Annotated in this window: 15 protein-coding genes and 1 riboswitch; of the genes, 6 read left to right on the forward strand and 9 right to left on the reverse strand. The window is 70.9% G+C overall.

The window, feature by feature from the left end:
• Positions 1-83 precede the first annotated feature (83 nt).
• From G6O68_RS26580 to G6O68_RS26590, 3 genes are all read right to left on the reverse strand, one after another.
• Entirely contained in the window at positions 84-1,409 is a 1,326-nt protein-coding gene (locus G6O68_RS26580) for a hypothetical protein (protein WP_165251870.1), read from the reverse strand.
• Positions 1,410-1,740: 331 nt separating this feature from the next.
• The gene (locus tag G6O68_RS26585) at positions 1,741-2,622 is read right to left on the reverse strand and encodes a class I SAM-dependent methyltransferase (RefSeq protein WP_165251872.1); all 882 of its coding nucleotides are present in this window, start codon (positions 2,620-2,622) and stop codon (positions 1,741-1,743) included.
• Positions 2,623-2,823: 201 nt separating this feature from the next.
• The gene (locus tag G6O68_RS26590; RefSeq protein ID WP_165251873.1) at positions 2,824-3,447 is read right to left on the reverse strand and encodes a pseudouridine synthase; all 624 of its coding nucleotides are present in this window, start codon (positions 3,445-3,447) and stop codon (positions 2,824-2,826) included.
• Between the two features lie 149 nt (positions 3,448-3,596).
• Between G6O68_RS26590 and G6O68_RS26595 the strand changes: the two genes are divergently transcribed.
• On the forward strand, positions 3,597-5,795 hold the full coding sequence (locus tag G6O68_RS26595; RefSeq protein WP_165251875.1) for a mechanosensitive ion channel family protein: 2,199 nt from the start codon (positions 3,597-3,599) through the stop codon (positions 5,793-5,795).
• On the opposite strand, the gene G6O68_RS26600 is transcribed toward G6O68_RS26595, so the two are convergent.
• The 4 genes from G6O68_RS26600 to G6O68_RS26615 all read right to left on the reverse strand — a co-directional run bounded on the left by G6O68_RS26600 (position 5,746) and on the right by G6O68_RS26615 (position 9,684).
• Positions 5,746-6,723, reverse strand: a complete 978-nt coding sequence (locus G6O68_RS26600) for an ABC transporter substrate-binding protein (protein ID WP_165251877.1) — start codon at positions 6,721-6,723, stop codon at positions 5,746-5,748. The genes G6O68_RS26595 and G6O68_RS26600 overlap by 50 nt on opposite strands.
• Before the next feature lie 266 nt (positions 6,724-6,989).
• Positions 6,990-7,814, reverse strand: coding sequence for an ABC transporter ATP-binding protein (locus G6O68_RS26605; RefSeq protein WP_165251879.1), 825 nt, complete (start codon positions 7,812-7,814; stop codon positions 6,990-6,992).
• The gene (locus tag G6O68_RS26610; protein ID WP_165251881.1) at positions 7,811-8,806 is read right to left on the reverse strand and encodes a FecCD family ABC transporter permease; all 996 of its coding nucleotides are present in this window, start codon (positions 8,804-8,806) and stop codon (positions 7,811-7,813) included. Before G6O68_RS26610 ends, G6O68_RS26605 begins: the two co-directional genes overlap by 4 nt.
• Entirely contained in the window at positions 8,803-9,684 is an 882-nt protein-coding gene (locus G6O68_RS26615; protein WP_165251883.1) for a DUF1289 domain-containing protein, read from the reverse strand. Before G6O68_RS26615 ends, G6O68_RS26610 begins: the two co-directional genes overlap by 4 nt.
• A gap of 163 nt (positions 9,685-9,847) precedes the next feature.
• Positions 9,848-10,054, reverse strand: a riboswitch (cobalamin riboswitch).
• 149 nt (positions 10,055-10,203) lie between these two features.
• Between G6O68_RS26615 and G6O68_RS26620 the strand changes: the two genes are divergently transcribed.
• The 3 genes from G6O68_RS26620 to smpB all read left to right on the forward strand — a co-directional run bounded on the left by G6O68_RS26620 (position 10,204) and on the right by smpB (position 13,001).
• Positions 10,204-11,376: an LL-diaminopimelate aminotransferase gene (locus G6O68_RS26620; RefSeq protein WP_165251885.1), complete on the forward strand. Its 1,173-nt coding sequence runs from the start codon at positions 10,204-10,206 to the stop codon at positions 11,374-11,376.
• 41 nt (positions 11,377-11,417) lie between these two features.
• Entirely contained in the window at positions 11,418-12,434 is a 1,017-nt protein-coding gene (gene folK, locus G6O68_RS26625) for a 2-amino-4-hydroxy-6-hydroxymethyldihydropteridine diphosphokinase (protein ID WP_165251887.1), read from the forward strand.
• Between the two features lie 63 nt (positions 12,435-12,497).
• A complete protein-coding gene (gene smpB / locus G6O68_RS26630) occupies positions 12,498-13,001 on the forward strand; it encodes an SsrA-binding protein SmpB (RefSeq protein WP_165251889.1) in 504 nt (167 codons plus the stop codon).
• Between the two features lie 18 nt (positions 13,002-13,019).
• On the opposite strand, the gene G6O68_RS33650 is transcribed toward smpB, so the two are convergent.
• Entirely contained in the window at positions 13,020-14,441 is a 1,422-nt protein-coding gene (locus G6O68_RS33650; protein WP_390625395.1) for a peptidoglycan-binding domain-containing protein, read from the reverse strand.
• Between G6O68_RS33650 and G6O68_RS26640 the strand changes: the two genes are divergently transcribed.
• Both G6O68_RS26640 and G6O68_RS26645 read left to right on the forward strand, forming a co-directional pair.
• Positions 14,368-14,757, forward strand: a complete 390-nt coding sequence (locus G6O68_RS26640) for a hypothetical protein (protein WP_165251893.1) — start codon at positions 14,368-14,370, stop codon at positions 14,755-14,757. The genes G6O68_RS33650 and G6O68_RS26640 overlap by 74 nt on opposite strands.
• 180 nt (positions 14,758-14,937) lie before the next feature.
• The gene (locus G6O68_RS26645) at positions 14,938-15,798 is read left to right on the forward strand and encodes an SDR family NAD(P)-dependent oxidoreductase (protein WP_165251895.1); all 861 of its coding nucleotides are present in this window, start codon (positions 14,938-14,940) and stop codon (positions 15,796-15,798) included.
• 18 nt (positions 15,799-15,816) lie between these two features.
• On the opposite strand, the gene G6O68_RS26650 is transcribed toward G6O68_RS26645, so the two are convergent.
• Positions 15,817-17,097, reverse strand: coding sequence for a hypothetical protein (locus G6O68_RS26650; protein WP_165251897.1), 1,281 nt, complete (start codon positions 17,095-17,097; stop codon positions 15,817-15,819).
• Positions 17,098-17,100: the final 3 nt, after the last annotated feature.

The raw sequence follows: 17,100 nt of genomic DNA on the forward strand, positions 1-17,100 counted from the left end.
GGTCTTCGACGGAGGCTGGCGGACGCCCGTCCTGCTCGCCGTTTCGCGATCGGAGATCGGCTCGAAGCCCGACCGCGCCGCGGTCAGCCGGGCAGGTAGCCGTCGAACTGGACGGGGGCCTGGTCGTCGTTGCGATAGGCGGGGGGCTCGGGTTCGAGGAACCGGCGCAGGTCGTCCTTGACGGCGAAGGCGAAGAAGTGGTTGCCCGTAGGGTTGTAGTGTCCGATGTAGAGCCGGTCCACGTACTGCTTGGCCGTCAGGCGGTAGGCCGCGAAATCGGCGACGTGGCGCGGCAGGGTGTCGACGTAGGGGATCGACTTCGAGGTCAGGAACGCGCGGAACGACTCCGGGTGCCAGTCCACGTTGTCGCGATCGCCGGGGGGCGTCCGGTTGCAGGCGTGCCAGACCGAGCTCGACGAATAGCTCATCAGGACCATCAGCTTCTTGCCGCGCTCGCGGCAGAAGGCGTCCAGCCGCTCCATGACCCGCACGCCCACCCGCACCGCGTAGCCGTGGAGCGCGGCGGCGGCCGATCGCTTCACGGCCTCGGGGCCCGAGAGGTCCGGCGCGGGCAGGCCCGCGACCTTCGAGGCCCGCGTGATCACGTCGGCGTCGATCGCCTCGCCGGTGCTTCGCGCGTACAGCAGGTGCGTCACCTCGTCGCCGCCGAACCGGTCGACGACGAAGTCGAGGTCGCAGAGCCGGTACAGCGACTCCTCGTCCGGGCAGGGGTTGGGATGCTCCACCAGCGCCCCGTCGTCGTCGAGACCCGCGTGCGACCAGGGGTTGGCGTGGAACATCACCGTGCTCATCGACTCCAGCACGTTCGGCGGAAACGAGAGCGAACGCCAGGTGTAAAGGCTCCGATAATGGTCGTCGCCCCAGATGTTGAAGATCAGGTACGGGGCGCCCTCGTCGGTCGACTCGTGCCGGAGCAGGCGGAGATACGCCTGGTAAACGCCGAACCCGCCGATCCCGTAGTTGCGGATCGGCTCGCAGAAGTGCGCCGCCAGCACCTCCTGCCAGGTCTCGCCGTCGCTGACCTGATGGCCCTGGGTGAAGCTGTCCCCATACGTATGAATTCGGCAAGGCTGATCGGCGAAGTGCGCCTGCCTGCGCCGGCCGGACTCGTCGTAGCGGGCCAGGGTGGAGCAACCGTCCACCCCATCACGGACGAACGAGTTGCGCAGCAGATACCCCAACTGGGGATCGAACCGGGCCCAGACCCGGGCCCTCGGGTCGAGGAATCGGTCGATCGAATCCTTGCGAACCACGTACGGCCTGAGCCAATCCCGGACTCGATCCTCCGCCCCCGCGGCGTTCCCGACGCCCCCTAGTCCGACCCCGACCGCCACGCACCCGGCCGTCAGGAAGTCCCGCCTGGGCCAGTCTCCCGTCCGCTCGCGCATGACCAAGACTCCCGACCGGACCTCCCGCCGGGCCGCCCCCGGCCGGCCGACCCACCCGGTCGCCGTCGATCTTCCGCCCGCCCCGGTCGCCTGTCAACGGGCCGACCGACCGTCGATCCTGGCGCACGCCCCGTTGGATTGAAACGGGAGGAGAAACCTTCCATATTTCTCCGACCGCGGCACCGGCACGCCGACCCGTCGATATTCCTCCACCAGCATATCCCGTTGTATGGCAAGGCGTTTGTCCGCATGGGACGGCCGCCGGCCCGCAGCGTCCCGCGGCCGATCTCTCCGGTCGCTCAACGACGCCTCGGGCCAGCCGCGAACGGTCTCAGGGTCTCAGGACGGCGCAGAGCCAGAGGGACCGGGTCAGGTCGCCGGTCACGAACTCGAAATCTCCATGCATGTAGCCTGGGGTCGCGGGCCGGAGCCGAGACGTGATCGCCGGCCAGGCTCGCCAGCGGGCTTGCCGCCAGGCCGCGCGCAAGGGTCCGACCCGGTGAAGCCGCTCCAGCAGGGGGATTCGCTTCAGCCGCGACGCCCGGGCCTCCTTCCAGCGCGTGCCCTCCGCTAGCTTCGCGATCTTGGCGCGGACGTCGTCCTTCCAGGCCTCAAGCAGCGCGTCGTCGCGGAACTGCTGGCCATAGATGGTGACGTCCGAGAAGTACCGCCCGACCAGCTCGTGGAATTCGTCGAGCTGCAGCTCCTTGATGTGCTCCTTGTTCATCGGGGAGGGCTCGTGCCCCAGGGAGAAGACCTGGCGATTCGGCGTGCTGACGAAGGCGACGCCGTCCGGGGCGAGGTGGCGCCGCATATTGGCGAGGAACTCCGGCATGTCCGGGACGTGTTCGAGCACCTCGCAGCTGAGGATGCGGTCCCATCGGCCCGGTCGGATGTGCAGGTCGGGGTCGCACGAGTCGGCGACGAGGAATTCGACCTCCGGCGCGGCCTCGGCGGCGATCGCGATCGAGTCTGCGGAGACGTCGAACCCGACAGCTTCCCTGGCCCGCCCCGTGGTCGCGAGCCAGGCGCAGTTGTAGCCCGTGCCGCACCCCCAATCGAGGACGGAGCGGCCTTCGGTCCCGACGGTCCGCTCGAAGAACTTGAGCCGCGCGAGCTGCTGCTGAATCATGGGCTCCGGGTCCTCCTCCAGCGACACCCCCCGGGATCTCACGGCCCGGTAACGGAAGACCTCGTCAGACGTCGACGTCATAGGTCGGTTCTCCGATCCTCGCCATCTCTCCGCGGCCATGCAGGCGGTCGTCGCCTCCCGGCCGGCCGGGCGCACGCCGCCGGCCGGACATCGCCGCAGCACGAATGATACGGCGAACCGGGGCGAAACTTTCACGTTCGGGCCGCTCGGTCCTGAAATCCGAGCCGGCGATCCTTCGGTCCGGTCGACGCCCGTTCAGAATTACGGAGCGGGCCGGCGGTCGGTGAGGGGAGGCCTGCGGGGTGGGAACGGCGGCAGGAGGGTGCGGAGCGCTTCGTCTTCCTCGGGGGAGAGGTCGGCCCAGGCGCCGGGCGCGAGGCCCTCGATCGTGACGCCGCCGATCGACCAGCGGACGAGTCGGAGCGTGGGATGGCCCACCGCGGCGGTCATCCTCCGCACCTGGCGGTTGCGGCCCTCGCGGAGCGTGAGCCGGAGCCACGAGGTCGGCACGTTCTTGCGGAACCGGATCGGGACGGGGCGCTCGGGGAGGTCCGGCGGCTCGTCCAGGAGCTCGACCTCCGCCGGCCGGGTCGGGCCGTCCGGGAGCGGCACCCCGCCGCGGAGCGCCCCGAGCGCGGCGGCGTCGGGGATTCGATCGACCTGGACGAGATACGTCTTGGGGTGCTCGTACCTCGGGTCGGTGAGCCGGTGGGCCAGCGTGCCGTCGTCGGTCAGCAGCAGCAGCCCTTCGCTGTCGCGGTCGAGCCGGCCGGCGGCGTAGACGCCCGGGATCGCCACGTGGTCGGCCAGCGTGGGCCTCCCCTGCTCGTCGGTGAACTGGCAGAGCACGTCGTAGGGCTTGAAGAGCTTCAGGGTCCTGGGCATGGGCGGGGGTCCCGGCGGGGGGCCGATCTGGCACTGCACTTGCAGCCCTGGTCGGACCGTCTGGAGCCACTGTATAGTCGGTCGCCGACGACCACCCACCCCGTTTTCGTGGAAATCCGCCGCCGCGCCATCATCCATCGAGGTCGCCGTTGTCATCGTCGCCCGCAAAAACCGCCCCCCGCCTCGTCCCGAGGGCCGTCGCCCAGCTCTCCCGGGCCTCCGTCGTCGCGGCCATTCTCCTGGTCGCCGCGTCGGGCTGCGAGTATTTCACGTCCGAGCGCCTGGCCAAGCTTGCACCCGCCACGGGCGCCGATCCGGCTTCCCGCCCCGCCGCCGGCCCCCTGGACACCGAACCGACCGTCGCCGATCCGGCCACCGGCGAGCCGATCCACCTGTCGGCGGCGGAGGTCGTGGCGATGCTGGAGCGGATCATCCGCGGCAATCAGCGCGAGCTGGACGACCTGGAGCCCAAACTCGCCGAGCGCGACGAGGCCGAGCGGGCGCGCGACGTCTTCCAGCACCTCGACGACCTGCTCAAGAGCCTCGAACGCGAGAGGAAGAAGGCGCTCGCCGAGGGTCAGGGCCCCCGCGCCGAGGAGCTGGCCCGGCAGTCGGCAAGCCTTCGCGAGCCGTGGGAGCTGGCCCGCGAGCGCCTCAACCTGGATCTTCGCGCCCGGATGCTGATGCTGGAGCGGGTGGACATCCTCCGGAACGTCCTCTCCCACGACCGTCAGCGGCTCGCCGCGGTCCTCGCCACCGGCGACCTGGCCCGGTTCCTCGACCCGCTCGCCCCCGACGAGCCGGCCTCGGCCCCCGCTCGCACCGCGCCGACAGACCCGGCGGCCCCCCCGCCCCCCGCCGCCGAGACGGACAAACCGCCGGCGGTCGAGATCCCGATCGTCCCGGGCGTCCCCCTCGTACCCAAGGCGGTCGACGCCCAGGACCAGGAGAAGCCGGCCGCCGCCAAGGCCGAGGCCGGGGGCGAGACCGCCAAGGACGCCGCGGCCAAGGTCGAATCGAAGGACGCGGCCGAGAAATCCGAGGCCGAGCCGGCGAAGGCCAAGCTGCCGCCGAGCAAGGAGCTGATCTCCGCCAAGAAGGAGCTGGAGGCCAAGAGCACGGCCGTCCAGAAGCTCCAGGAACGGACCATGACGCTCGACGCGCGGATGCAGAACCTGGCCCGCTCGATCGAGCTGGTCGGCCAGCTGTCCGACGTCGCCCAACGGAGCGTCGAGAACGCCTCCAGGACCCGCGACTTCCTGATCGCCGCGATGGCGGAGGAGAAGCCCTCGACCGCGCTGCAGGCCTGGACGCACGACGATCCCGACGCCCTCGGCGTCCTCAATCGGCTCGTCCGCGACTCGTCCGAGGACTCCAAGCGGCTCCGGGCCCGGTATGACGAGATGGTCGAGGAGCGCAAGCTCGTCGTCGACGCCCTGCAGAGGACCAACCTCCGCGCGCGATCGGCCCGGGACGTCCTGGACCAGACGCAGGAGAAGGTGGAGGCCCTGCAGAGCCCCTTCTCCACGCCGAACATCAAGGCCTGGCTCCTCGCGAACGCCCCCCCGATCCTGGGGACGCTGGTCGTCATGAGCCTGCTCTACGTGCTGGTCAGCCGCTACTCGCACAAGCTCGTGCAGATCTTCGCCTCGCGAGGCATCCGAGGGTCGAAGGCCGAGCGCGACAACCGCATGGAGACGCTCGTCAGCGTGCTCCAGAACACCGGGAGCGTCGTGGTGCTGCTGGGGGGCGGGTCGACCCTGCTGAGCCAGGTGGGCATCCCGGTGGCCCCGCTCCTCGGCGGCGCCGCCGTGGCGGGCGTCGCCGTGGCCTTCGGCGCCCAGAACCTCATCAAGGACTTCTTCTACGGGTTCATGATCCTGCTGGAGAACCAGTACAAGCTCAAAGACGTGGTCAAGATCGGCGACCACAGCGGCCAGGTTGAGCAGATCACCCTCCGCATGACGGCCCTGCGCGACTCCGAGGGGGCGCTCCACTTCCTCCCGAACGGCTCCACCACCTCGGTCGTCAACATGACCCACGGCTGGTCGGTCGCCGTCTTCAACGTGAGGATCGCCTGGGACGAGGACGTCGACCGCGTCATCGCGCTCATCCAGGATCTCGGCAAGGAGCTTCGCCAGGACCCGGCGCTGCGGCTCATGATCGTCGACGACCTGAACATGATGGGCGTCGATTCGCTGACCGACACGGCCGTGGTCATCCTCTTCTCCATCAAGACGCTCCCGCTCCAGCAGTGGAACGTCAAGCGCGAGTTCCTGCGTCGCCTCAGGAAGAAGTTCAAGGAGAAGGAGGTGCGGCTCCCTCCCCCGACGCCGCCTCCGGTCTGAGCGCCCTCTCCATCGCCTCGAGGCCCTCGGCGAGCCGGGGGCCGACGCGGGTGGTCAGGTCCTCGTCGAGCGCGACGATGCGCCGGTCGCGGACGGCGGGCACGTCGGCCCATCCCGGGCGCGCGAGGAGCCGCCGCCGCCCTTCCTCCCCCGACCGCCCGCCGCCACCCATCAGCCCGAAGGTGGCGAGGACGATCTCGGGCGCGCGGACGAGGACCTCTTCGTCGCTGGGTGTCGGATAGCGGGCCGCGACGTCGGCGAAGACGTTCTCCCCCCCCGCCGCCTCGATCATCCGGCCCAGGAAGGTCCCCGGCCCGACCGTCATCAGGGGCTCGTCGTACAGCAGGTAGAGGACCTTCGGCCGCCTCGCGTCGCCGCGATCGGCCACGCGCCGGCGCACCCCGGCGATGCGAGCCTCGAACGCGGACGCGACCGCCTCGGCCTCGGCGTCGCGGCCCGTCAGCCGGCCGACGGTCCGGATGTTGGAGGCCACGTCCTCCGGCCGTTCGGCGTCGAGCGTCACGACCGCCACCCCTAGGCGTTCGAGCGGCTCGACGATCGGCTGCTGCACCCCCCCCGTCGCCAAAACCAGGTCGGGACGAAGCGCCGCGAGCGTCTCCAGGTTGATGCTCGAAGGCGCCATGCCGCCGACCGACGTCCGCTCCTTGGCCTCGGGCGGGAAGTCGTCCATCATCGTCACGCCGACGACCGATCCGCCCGCCCCGACGGCGAACAGGATCTCGGTATTGGACGGCGCGAGCGACACCACCCGCTCCGCCGGCTTCTCAACCCGGACGGTCCGACCCAGCGAGTCGACCAGTTCCACCGGCCAGACCGAGCCCGGCGTCGCGACCTTCGCCGCCGCGACCGGCGAGGAGGTCGCCGCCTTCTCGTCGTGCGAGCCGCAGCCCGCCGTCGCGAGGAGCACGACCGCCGTCGCCGCCCATCCCCGAGGGCCGGATGAGGACGAGCACCACCGGAGAATCCGACGGGCGGTCGCGGATCGTCCTTCTCCCCTCGTGGGAGAAGGTGGCCGAAGGCCGGATGAGGGGGGCACCTCGATCAGGCGTCGCTTCCTCGCGTCGTCCGACTTGATAATTCCCCTCATCCGGCCCTCCGGGCCACCTTCCCCCACCAGGGGGGAAGGACGTTCGGCCACGGACTTTCCCCCCGCGATCACGCACAGCTCGCAACTCATGGCATCCTCACGGGTTCGTTCGGTCGGCGGGTCCGAGGCGTGGGAAGGACCATCGGGGTCCCGGTGAGGGGATGGCGGTCGACCAGGACGGGGCAGCGGTAGGCTCGGCCGAGGATGTCGGCGGTCAGCACGGCGTCGGGCTCGCCGATCGCCAGCAGGCGGCCCTCGGCCAGCAGGGCGATCCGGTCGGCCCAGGTGGAAGCCTGGTTCAAGTCGTGCAGGCTCACCACGACCGCCAGGCCCTGGTCGCGGGCCAGATGGTCGACGAGTTCGAGGATCTCCGACTGGAAATTCCAGTCCAGGTGGGCGGTGGGCTCGTCCAGCAGCAGCACCCGAGGCTCCTGGGCGAGCGCCTGGGCCAGCACCACGCGCTGCCATTCGCCGGCCGAGAGGCGGTCGACCGGGCGGTCGCGCATCGCCGCGAGGCGGGTGCGTTCCAGGACGCGGTCGACGACGGCCCCGTCGTCGTGGGTCATCGGCAGCCACCAGCCGCGATGCGCCGCGCGGCCGAGTCGGACGACCTCGTCGACGGTCAGCCGCGAGCCCTGCGGGTCGTCCTGAAGGGCGATCGCGACGCGGCGGTGAGTCCAGGCCCGGCCGCGACGCCAGGCGTCTTCGCCGTCGACCCGGACCGAGCCGGCGCGAGGCGGAAGCAGCCGGGCCAGCGTCCGCAGGAGCGTCGTCTTGCCCGAGCCGTTCGGGCCCAGGAGCGCCAGGACCTCGCCGGATTCGACGGTGAGGTCGACGTCCGTCAGCACGTCGGGCAGCCCCCGACCGTAGCCGCAGGCCAGCCCTTCGGCCCGCAGGCGGGGCTCGCTCATCGCACGGACCTCCGCAGCACGACCAGGAAGAACGGCCCGCCGAGGATGGCCGTGAGCACGCCCACCGGCAGCTCGATCGGCGCGGCGATCGTGCGCGCCAGGTCGTCGGCCAGGACCAGCAGGATCGCGCCGGTCAGGCCGCTGGCGGGGATGAGGTAGCGGTGCCTCGCGCCGACGAGCGCCCGCGCCAGATGCGGGGCGATGAGGCCGACGAAGCCGATGACCCCCGCCACGGCCACCGCCGCGGCCGTCGCCAGGCTGGCCGCCGCCACGATGAGCCCGCTGATCGGCTTCAAGGGGAGCCCCAGCGCCCGCGCCGGCTGCTCGCCGAGCGAGAGCGCGTCGAGCGGCCGGGCCAGCGCGCAGAGGCCCAGGAAACCCACGACGATGTAAGGCCCGCCGCCGATCAGCGCCGGCCAACCCCGCCCCTGGAGGCTCCCCATCAGCCAGGAGACGATCCGGGCCAGTTCCTGGTCGTGCAGCACCATCAGGAGCCAGACCATCGCCCCCAGGCAGCTGCTGACGGCCGACCCCGCCAGCAGCAGCGAGACGATCGGCGCGGGGCCCCACCAGGCGGTCGACGCGTAGACGAGCCCGGCCGCCCCCACGGCCCCGAGGAACCCGCCTAACGGCACCGCCCCGAAGCCGAGGCCCCCCGCCTGCCCCGCCGTGACGATCACCAACGTCGCCCCGAGGGCCGAGCCGGTCGACGCCCCGATGACGTAGGGGTCCGCGAGCGGGTTGCGGAAGAGTCCCTGGTACGCGGCCCCGGCGGCGCCGAGCGCCAGGCCCACCAGGCCCGCGAGGATCACCCTGGGCAGCCGCAGCTCCCAGACGATCGTCTCGTGCTGCGCCGCCGCCGGGCTCCGGCCCGAGAGGGCGGCCACGATCTCGACGGGCGAGAGCCGCACGGCGCCGACGCCCAGGCTGGCGACCCCGACCGCGAGCAGGATCGTCAGCAGCAACACGACGCGGACGTTGCGGTCGCTCACGGCGCGAGGCCCTCGATCGCCGTGCCGTCGGGGAAGTAGTACGCGCAGGGCGTGAGGGCGTCGAGCGTCTCCAGGCCGTTGGGGACGTCGCGGTCCCCCGCGAGCTGGATCGGCGCCAGGGGCTCGTCGTCGATCGCCGCGATCGGCCCCAGGGCCTCGACGCGGCCCACCGGACCCAGGATCACCCGGGCCGGCGAGGACGCGACGATCCGACGGCCCATCCCGGCGAAGAGGTCGGGCCACTCCAGGCCGAGGCAGTCGTCCAGGCCTCGGATCAGCTCGGGGTCGTCCGTCCGGAGGCAGAACGCCGCGCCTCGGGCGACCAGGCCCAGGTCGTACAGGCGGGCGTCGCGATCGCGGGGGTCGACCGCGTCGCGATCGGGCCCGAGGGCCGCCAGCCCCGGGCGGGGGACGTGCCGGGGGCGGGGGATCGCCATCACGAGCGGGGCCCGCGTCGGATCCTCGCCGGCCGCCGTCGGGGTCAGCACGCGGACCTGATCGGGGACGTCGAACCGCACCGAGGCGCGGGGCGTCCGAGCCTCCAGCCGCGTCGGCCCGAGCCGGTCCAGGCCGCCCGCGTCTCCCGGCTCCACGCGGAACTCCGAGGCCCCTCCGAAGTTGCCGAAGGCCCAGGTCCCGCCGCCGGGCTCCAGGGTGCCGGCGATGAATCCCATCAGGTCGCCGCGAGTCCACTTGAGGCGATGCAGGCCCACGCCCATGCGGGCCCGGCGATCGGGCAGGTCCGCCCAGACCGATTCCAGGAACGCGGCCGGCGCGTCGCGCCAGGCGGCGATCTCGGCCGCCGTGCGGGCGCAGCCGAGGCAGTGGCCCGACGCGGCGTCGAGGCGGCAGAAGCCGATGCAGGGGCTGATCGTCACGGACGAAGCCCCCCTGTCGGGGAGACGAGTCGGCGCGCGGCCGCCGGGGTCCGGCCGAGGGGCCGGGTCGCGAGGGGAGCATCGAGAGCAGGGGACATCGAGGCAGACCTTTCCGCCGGGCCGGGCGACGTCTTTGATGGGCGCGACCGTCTCGGTCGCGCAGGATTCACGATCCCGACGGGCAGGTCTTCTGGCTCTCGGCTCGTGACGGTCCCGGACGGCCTTCCCGCCGCATCTTGCGGCAGTGGCGCGACGTCCGGGGCCTGGCCGATCACAGCGGCGGCCCCGCGCCGGATTCTCACCGGCTTCCCTATTCTCTCCCCCCCCTCGGTGAACGGAGGACGGGAGCACCTGTCGGGCGGACGCTTCCATTAGAATGCCGGACCCCGACGAATACAAGCGAGTCCGCCGCCCCCCGGACCCCCGACGCCCCGCCGCGGGCCAGTTGTTGGATCGGCGGGCCGGGGATACACTGGGGGGCCGCACGATCCTTTGACGTCGATTTCGAGGCTAGACGCGATGGCGACCACCCCGTTCGAGAAGTCCCAGCGGCTCCAGAAGCTCCCGCCGTACCTGTTCGCCGAGATCGACAAGAAGAAGAAAGCCGCCATCGCCGCCGGTCGCGACGTCATCAACCTCGGCGTGGGCGACCCCGACCGCCCCACCCCCCGGCCGATCATCGAGAGCCTCCAGAAGAACGTCGAGAACCCCGCGTTCCACCAGTACGCCCTCGACCAGGGCTCGCCCGAGCTGCGGAAGTCGATCGCGTCGTTCTGCAAGGCCCGGTACGGCCTGGACCTCGACCCCGAGACCGAGATCCTGCCGCTGATCGGCTCGAAGGAGGGCCTGGCCCACTTTCCGCTTGCGGTGCTCAACCCCGGCGAGATCAGCCTGGTCCCCGACCCCTGCTACCCGGTCTACCGCTCGGCCAGCCAGTTCGCCGGGGCCGACGTCTACACGATGCCGCTCGAGCGGTCGCTGGGCTTCCGCCCCGACCTCGACGCCATCCCGCACGACGTCTACGCGCTCGCCCGGCTGATGTTCCTCAACTTCCCGAACAACCCGACCGGCGGCACGGCCGACCTGGCCTACTTCCGGCAGGTCATCGACCTGGCCAAGAACCACAACTTCACGATCGCCCAGGACGCCGCCTACAACGAGATGTACTACGGCGACCCCGCCCCCAGCATCCTGCAGGTCCCGGGCGCGAAGGACGTGGCGATCGAGTTCCACAGCCTCTCGAAGACGTTCAACATGACCGGCTGGCGCGTCGGCTTCGCGATCGGCGGCGCGCCGTTGATCGCGGCCCTCAAGCAGGTGAAGGCCAACTGCGACTCGGGCATCTTCACCGCGATCCAGTTCGCCGCCAAGACGGCCCTCGACCGGTACGACGAGCTGACCCCGCCGATCCGCGCCCTGTACAAGGAGCGTCGCGACGCGTTCGTCGGCGCCATGAAGAAGCAAGGGTGGGACGTCCCCTCGCCCGACGCGACCTTCTACGTCTGGATCCCCTGCCCGAAGGGTTACACGTCGAGCGACCTCTGCGCCCGGATCCTGGAAGAGGCCGACGTGGTGACGACGCCGGGCCTGGGCTTCGGCCGATCGGCCGACGGCTACATCCGCGTCTCGCTTACGGTCGAGACCCCGCGCCTGCTGGAAGCTGCCGACCGCATCGGCAAGCTCTCCCTGTAAAGTCAAGCCGACCCGAAGTCGGCCCGCGAATCGAGGACGGCATGAGCAGCGAGGGCTCGCTGGCGATCATCGGGATGGGGAGCAACCAGGGGGACCGCGAGGCCACCCTGGACGCCGCGGTGGAGGCCCTGAAGGCGACCCCGCACGTCCACGTGTGGACGGTCAGCCACTACTACGAGACGACTCCCGTCGGAGGACCCCCGGGCCAGGCCCCGTTCCTCAACGCGGCGGTCCTCACCGAGCCCGCCGTCGACCCGCTGACCCTGCTGGAGCGGCTCCACGAGATCGAGGCCCGCCTGGGACGGGTGCGCGACGAACGCTGGGGGTCGCGGACCCTGGACCTGGACCTGCTGCTCTACGGCCAAGAGGTGCGGCGGACGCCCCAGGTCGTCGTCCCCCACCCCCGGCTGACCTTCCGCCGATTCGCGCTGGTGCCGGCCGTCGAGATCGCCCCCTGGTCGCTCGACCCGCTGACGAACCTGACGGTCAACGAGCTGCTGGCCAACCTGGACCGTCGCCCCAGCCTCGTCGCCGTGGCCGCCCACCCGGACGACCCCGAGGCCGTGGAGTTGGCGTCGAAAGTGCATGAAGGGCTCGTCGAGGCCCTCGACGCCGAGCCGATCCGCCGGGCCGACCTGCGGGGGGATGCGGAGTGGGGATCGCCCGCGCATCCTCGCGACCGGCTCTTCGCCGAGGTCCGGGCGATCGCCCATCGCATGCCCATGTCGCGCTGGGCCCACGCCGGGCTGGGCGACCGCTGGCTCGCCGCCGACTTCTCGCTCGACCTGGACGTGCACCGGGCCGAGGCGATGGAGGCCGGCGAACCTCGGGCCGACCACGGGCTCTGGAAAGGGGTCTGGAACCTGTTCACCTACGAGCGGGCCGCCGAATCGGCCGTCGACCGCGCCCTGCCGCCGACGTTCGTGGTCCTGATCGGCCGCGACGCCCACGCGATCCGCGAGGCCGGCTTCCCCAGGCCCGTCCTCGTCCCCGAGTCGACCGACCCCGCGGCCATCGTCGCCGAGGCGGTCGTCACCTGCCGGGCCACCCGGGCCTGAGCGTCGGCCTGGGGCCGGACCAATCAAGGCTTCACGAATCGAGAACGGGGCGCCGTCGAGATCATGGCCAAGAAAGACGCGGGGAAGTCCGCCGGCAAGGGAAAGGACGATCCGGACGCCGTCAAGATCGTCGCCCGGAACCGTCGCGCGCGGCACGACTACGACCTGATCGAGAAGGTCGAGGCCGGCATCGTCCTGACCGGCACCGAGGTGAAGAGCCTGCGCAACGGCAAGGCGAACCTGGAGGACGCCTACGCCGAGATCACCCGGGGCGAGGTCTGGCTCAACGGCTGTGACATCCCCGAGTATCTGCAAGCCAACCGGATGAACCACGTCCCCAAGCGGTCGCGCAAGCTGCTGCTGCACCGTCGCGAGATCGAGAAGCTCGCCGGCCGGACCCACGAGCGCGGGCTCACCCTCATCCCGCTGGCGATCTACTTCAAGAAGGGGATGGCCAAGGTCGAGCTCTTCATCGCTAAGGGCCGCAAGACCTTTGACAAGCGGGAGGCCGTCAAGAAGCAGGAAGCCAAGCGCGACATCGACCGCGCCCTGCGGCGCCGCGATTGAACGACCCCGGCCCCCCCTTCACGGCGTGACCGAAACGCTGCCGATGCGCTTCCCCAGCCGCCCGCCCCCCGCGGTCCAGTCGGCGATGTCGGGGAAGGCGTCGAGGAAGAGCTTGATGAATCCCGGCCAGTCGGAGGGAGCCAGGATCAGGCAGCCCTCCGACATGGCGACGTCGGGCGTCCAGGTATTGTAACCGTTGTGGATGTGGATCCCGTCCGAGGTCTGCTTGGACGACAGGTTGCTCGAGACCGGGACCGACCTGTTCGCGTTGACGACCAGGACCGCGCGGAAGCCGTTGGTCCGGACGACCAGATCCTCGGCCTTCGGCACGCCGGGCTTGTGGAAGCCCAGGTACAGGTCGTGGGAGCCGTCCTTCAGCCTCCCCTTCACCGTCATGTCGTCCGGATAGATCGAACCCTTGAAGCTGCCGGCGACGCCTCCGGAAACCGTCACGGTCGACTCGTACCGCGTGGCGGTCGTCTTGACCTCGGCCCCGGGCAGGCCCCGGACCCCCGTGGGCTTCTTGAACCCGTGCTTGAAGACGACCGATATGGGCGTCACGATCCGCGTCGTCGGAGCGGCGGTTGAGGGGCGGCCGCCGACCAGCACCTTCCAGGTCGCCCCGTTCGGATCGACGCGACCATCAGGGGACGACATCCCCGCCACGCGCTTCTGAAACTCCTCGATGGCCGCGATCGTCTTCTCGCCGACCTTGCCGTCCACCGCGAGCGGGAGCATCGGTCTCGCTCGATGTTGATTCAAAAGGGCCTGGACGGTCCTGGCGTCGGCGGGGGAGTTCACGCCCCGACGGCCGACCGAGGAAGTGAGCGCGGCGGTCATCGGCGTCCCCCTATTATCTTGGCCCTGTCGTGCGGGAAGGGGCGGAGCGAGGCGCTTCGCCGTCCCCGGATCGCTCCGAGGATACCTCGCGACGGGGCTGGAAGGAACGGAGCAGGCGGCGGACTTCTTACACCTTTTTAAACCGCGAGGCTCGGGCGCGGCGGCGGTGGACGTCCTGCCCCCTTCCGCTTTCCGGCTCTCGCCCCCGCTTAGGAAAGACTCCGCCCGAACGTGGTTCCGCCCCTTGGGCCGCGCGTGGCAAACGGCCTTGGCCGATCCGGGGGGATTCGATAAAGTCCGGGCTGACCAGGGCCGACAGGAGGTCGGCCGGGGCCCCATCTTCGCGTCCACTCCCTCGGCTCGCGCGCGGCTCAACTCAGCAGATGATCGGTTCTTCCCGGGCGGCGTCGCGCCGGCTGGGTCGGGATACGGACGTCGATATCGGGTCGCGCAACGCGGGGAGAAGGCCGACGGCGGCCGCCTCGCGAGGTCGTCTCGACCGGGTCGTCGCCACGGGAGATTCGCCATGAGAAACGCCCGCTCTCTCCAACGCCTCGTGCGGCGATCGCTGGCCGTCGCCGCCCTCGCGGCCGTCTGCATCGGCGGCCTGGGATGTCACCAGCACCACTACTACTACGGTTCCTCCGGCGCGGGGCCTTGCCCGCCGGGCGTGGGGACGGTCCTGCCCAGCAACGTGACCGTCGGCCCGGTCTGCGAGGTCCCCAGCACGGTCGACGTCGACTCCCCCGCCGTGGGCGCCCGCTCGACCGTGGTCGACGACGGCCGCGCCAAGCCTCGCGTTGTGGTCAGCGAGCCCGCCCGCCGCTCCTCGCGATTCGGCTGGCGGAGCACCAACCCGGAAGACGTCCCGGCCTTCACCCAGATCGAAGGCGCCGTGAACAGCACGGTCCGCTGATCCCCTTCGGCCCGAGACCGGTCGGTCCGACCCGGAAGCCGCCCCGTCGTTCCCGGTTCGGATTGTATCGACGGCTGCCGTCTTCATCTTTCTGAAGGGACTCTCGGAATCTTGCCCTGATCTGCTAGAATACCTGGACGACTAGATGGACATCTCGACATTATCCGGGTGTAGACGGCCATGTCCCACACACGATCGTGGAAAGACACGCGCGCGCTCGTCACGGGCGCGTCCTCAGGGCTCGGCCGAGCGATAGCCGAGGATCTCGTCCGACGCGGGGCGAGCGTCGTCCTGACCGGTCGGTCCGCCGCCAGGCTCGATGCGGTCGCCTGCGGGCTGATCGACGCCGGCGCCGACCCCGACCGCATCGCGGTCGTCGCGGGGGACCTGACCGTCGAGGCCGATCGGCAGCGGCTGTTCGACGCCGTGAGCGCCCGCTTCGGGGCCCTCGACCTGGTCGTCAACAACGCCGGCGTCGGGGCGAACGGCCAGTTCGACACCCACGACGCCTGGGTCCTCCGTCGGGTCTTCGAGATCAACTTCTTCGCGATGGCCGAGGTCTGCCGCGCCGCCCTCCCCCTGCTCAGCGAAGGGCTCGACCCGGTGATGCTCGTCATGGGCTCGATCAACGCCCGCCGCGGCCTCCCCGGCCGCGTCGAGTACAGCGCCAGCAAGTTCGCGGTCTCGGGCTTCGTCGAGTCGATCCGGATCGAGTGGAAGCGTTACGGCATCCACGTCCTCCAGGTGAACCCCGGCTTCTCCGCGACCCCGTTCGACGAGAACGCGGTGGCCAAGACCGCCCGCGTGTCGGTCTCCGACTGGCGGACCGCCCCCCCCGAGGCCGTCGCCGCCGCCTCGCTGCGGGCCGTCGAGAGGAAGAAGCGCGAGATCACCCTGTCGTCGAAGGGCCGGATGCTCGTCTTCATGAATCGTATCGCGCCGCGGTTCGTGGACTGGGGGCTCTCGCGGTGGCTGCTCCGCCACTTCCCCGATTCGCCCGTGCTCCGCAAGAAGAAGCGGCCGGTCGGCCACGTCTCCTGACCCAGACGGCGCGCGGTCTCAGGTGGTCGAGGCCGTCGCGGCGCCGTTGCGGGCGAAGGCCCCGGCGCGGAGGCGGCGGGAGTTCATGGTCGGCCGGAACATGACCAGGAGCGCCAGCGGCAGGTAGAGCAGGACGAGCGTCCCCCCCTTGTCCAGGTACCAGAACTGGCTGGCCGCCAGCAACGCCGCCGACAGCGCGATGAGCTGCGAGAGGTCCTTGCGCGCCGGCCAGAAGGTGACGACCAGCACCATCGCCAGGTAGCCGATCAGGACCGGCAGGCGGAAGCTGGGGTCGATCCCGCCCCAGAAGCTGCTGCCGCTGGATCGGGGCTCGAACCGGGGAAGCAGGCCGACCTCGGCGATGCTCCGCGCGCCGAGCGCCCGGGCCCATTCCGAAAGCCCCAGCCCGGCCGCCCCGAGCAGGGCGCAGACGATCGCCACCGAAGCGGCCACCGCGACGTAGGTGAGCCGCGACCTGCCCCGGTAGAAGCCCGTCCAGAGGAAGATCAGCCCCAGGCAGGCGGGGATCCAGCCCGCCGCCAGGCCGATCAGGAGCCCGGCGATCGCCGGCCGGGCGTACCAGAGGACCGCGTAGATGATCAGGGCCGAGGGGATGAGCTGGCCGCTATCCACCAGCGCCATGCGGGTGTACGGGAGGATAAGGTAGCATGCGGCCATGGATAGGCCGGTCAGCGACCGCTCGTAATGCTTCCAGCCGATCAGCCAGAGGCCCGTCACGAGGGCCAGGTGGGCGAGCACGGCCAGCACCCGAGACACGATCACCTGCGGCCGTTCCCGCTTGAGCGAAGGCGGCAAGGGGGCGATGTCGAGCACCTGCTTGACCGTACCGCCCTCCTCGTCGGCCGAGGGGGGACGGGCCCCGCGGTCCTCGCGCCCCGAGGGCTCCGCCGGGTTCCTCGCCGCGCCGTCCTCGACGGGGAGGCTCACCGTCTCGACCAGCAGCAGTCCCAGGATGCCGACCGACAGGCAGAGGAGCCCCGAGGCGTTCAGGTTCGGCTCCAGCAAGGGCCGTCGCGAGAGCCCCAGGTCCACCAGGCAGCGGGCCAGCCAGGCCGCCGAGCCCAGGAACAGGAGGATGAACGCGACCCACGGCACCTGGCCGTGGCGGCCGACGATCATCATCATCCCCGGCACGAGCGCGAACAGCAGGATCAGATCCAGGTTGCGGACGCTCCAGAACCGGCTGAACTTGAAGAAGAGCGTGACGCAGCCGAGCAGGGACAAAAACAGCCAGACGATCGGCGCGAGGCCTAGGTCGGTGACGAGCTTACCATCCACGGC

The sequence above is a fragment of the Paludisphaera soli genome, assembly GCF_011064595.1.
Taxonomy (GTDB): domain Bacteria; phylum Planctomycetota; class Planctomycetia; order Isosphaerales; family Isosphaeraceae; genus Paludisphaera; species Paludisphaera soli.

Bases quoted from the DNA above. Each gene is read 5' to 3' on its own strand.
- G6O68_RS26580 (WP_165251870.1), bottom strand. From the start codon at position 1,409: ATGCGCGAGCGGACGGGAGACTGGCCCAGGCGGGACTTCCTGACGGCC.
- G6O68_RS26585 (WP_165251872.1), bottom strand. From the start codon at position 2,622: ATGACGTCGACGTCTGACGAGGTCTTCCGTTACCGGGCCGTGAGATCC.
- G6O68_RS26590 (WP_165251873.1), bottom strand. From the start codon at position 3,447: ATGCCCAGGACCCTGAAGCTCTTCAAGCCCTACGACGTGCTCTGCCAG.
- G6O68_RS26605 (WP_165251879.1), bottom strand. From the start codon at position 7,814: ATGAGCGAGCCCCGCCTGCGGGCCGAAGGGCTGGCCTGCGGCTACGGT.
- G6O68_RS26620 (WP_165251885.1), top strand. From the start codon at position 10,204: ATGGCGACCACCCCGTTCGAGAAGTCCCAGCGGCTCCAGAAGCTCCCG.
- folK (WP_165251887.1), top strand. From the start codon at position 11,418: ATGAGCAGCGAGGGCTCGCTGGCGATCATCGGGATGGGGAGCAACCAG.
- smpB (WP_165251889.1), top strand. From the start codon at position 12,498: ATGGCCAAGAAAGACGCGGGGAAGTCCGCCGGCAAGGGAAAGGACGAT.
- G6O68_RS26640 (WP_165251893.1), top strand. From the start codon at position 14,368: ATGAGAAACGCCCGCTCTCTCCAACGCCTCGTGCGGCGATCGCTGGCC.
- G6O68_RS33650 (WP_390625395.1), bottom strand. From the start codon at position 14,441: ATGCAGACGGCCGCGAGGGCGGCGACGGCCAGCGATCGCCGCACGAGG.
- G6O68_RS26645 (WP_165251895.1), top strand. From the start codon at position 14,938: ATGTCCCACACACGATCGTGGAAAGACACGCGCGCGCTCGTCACGGGC.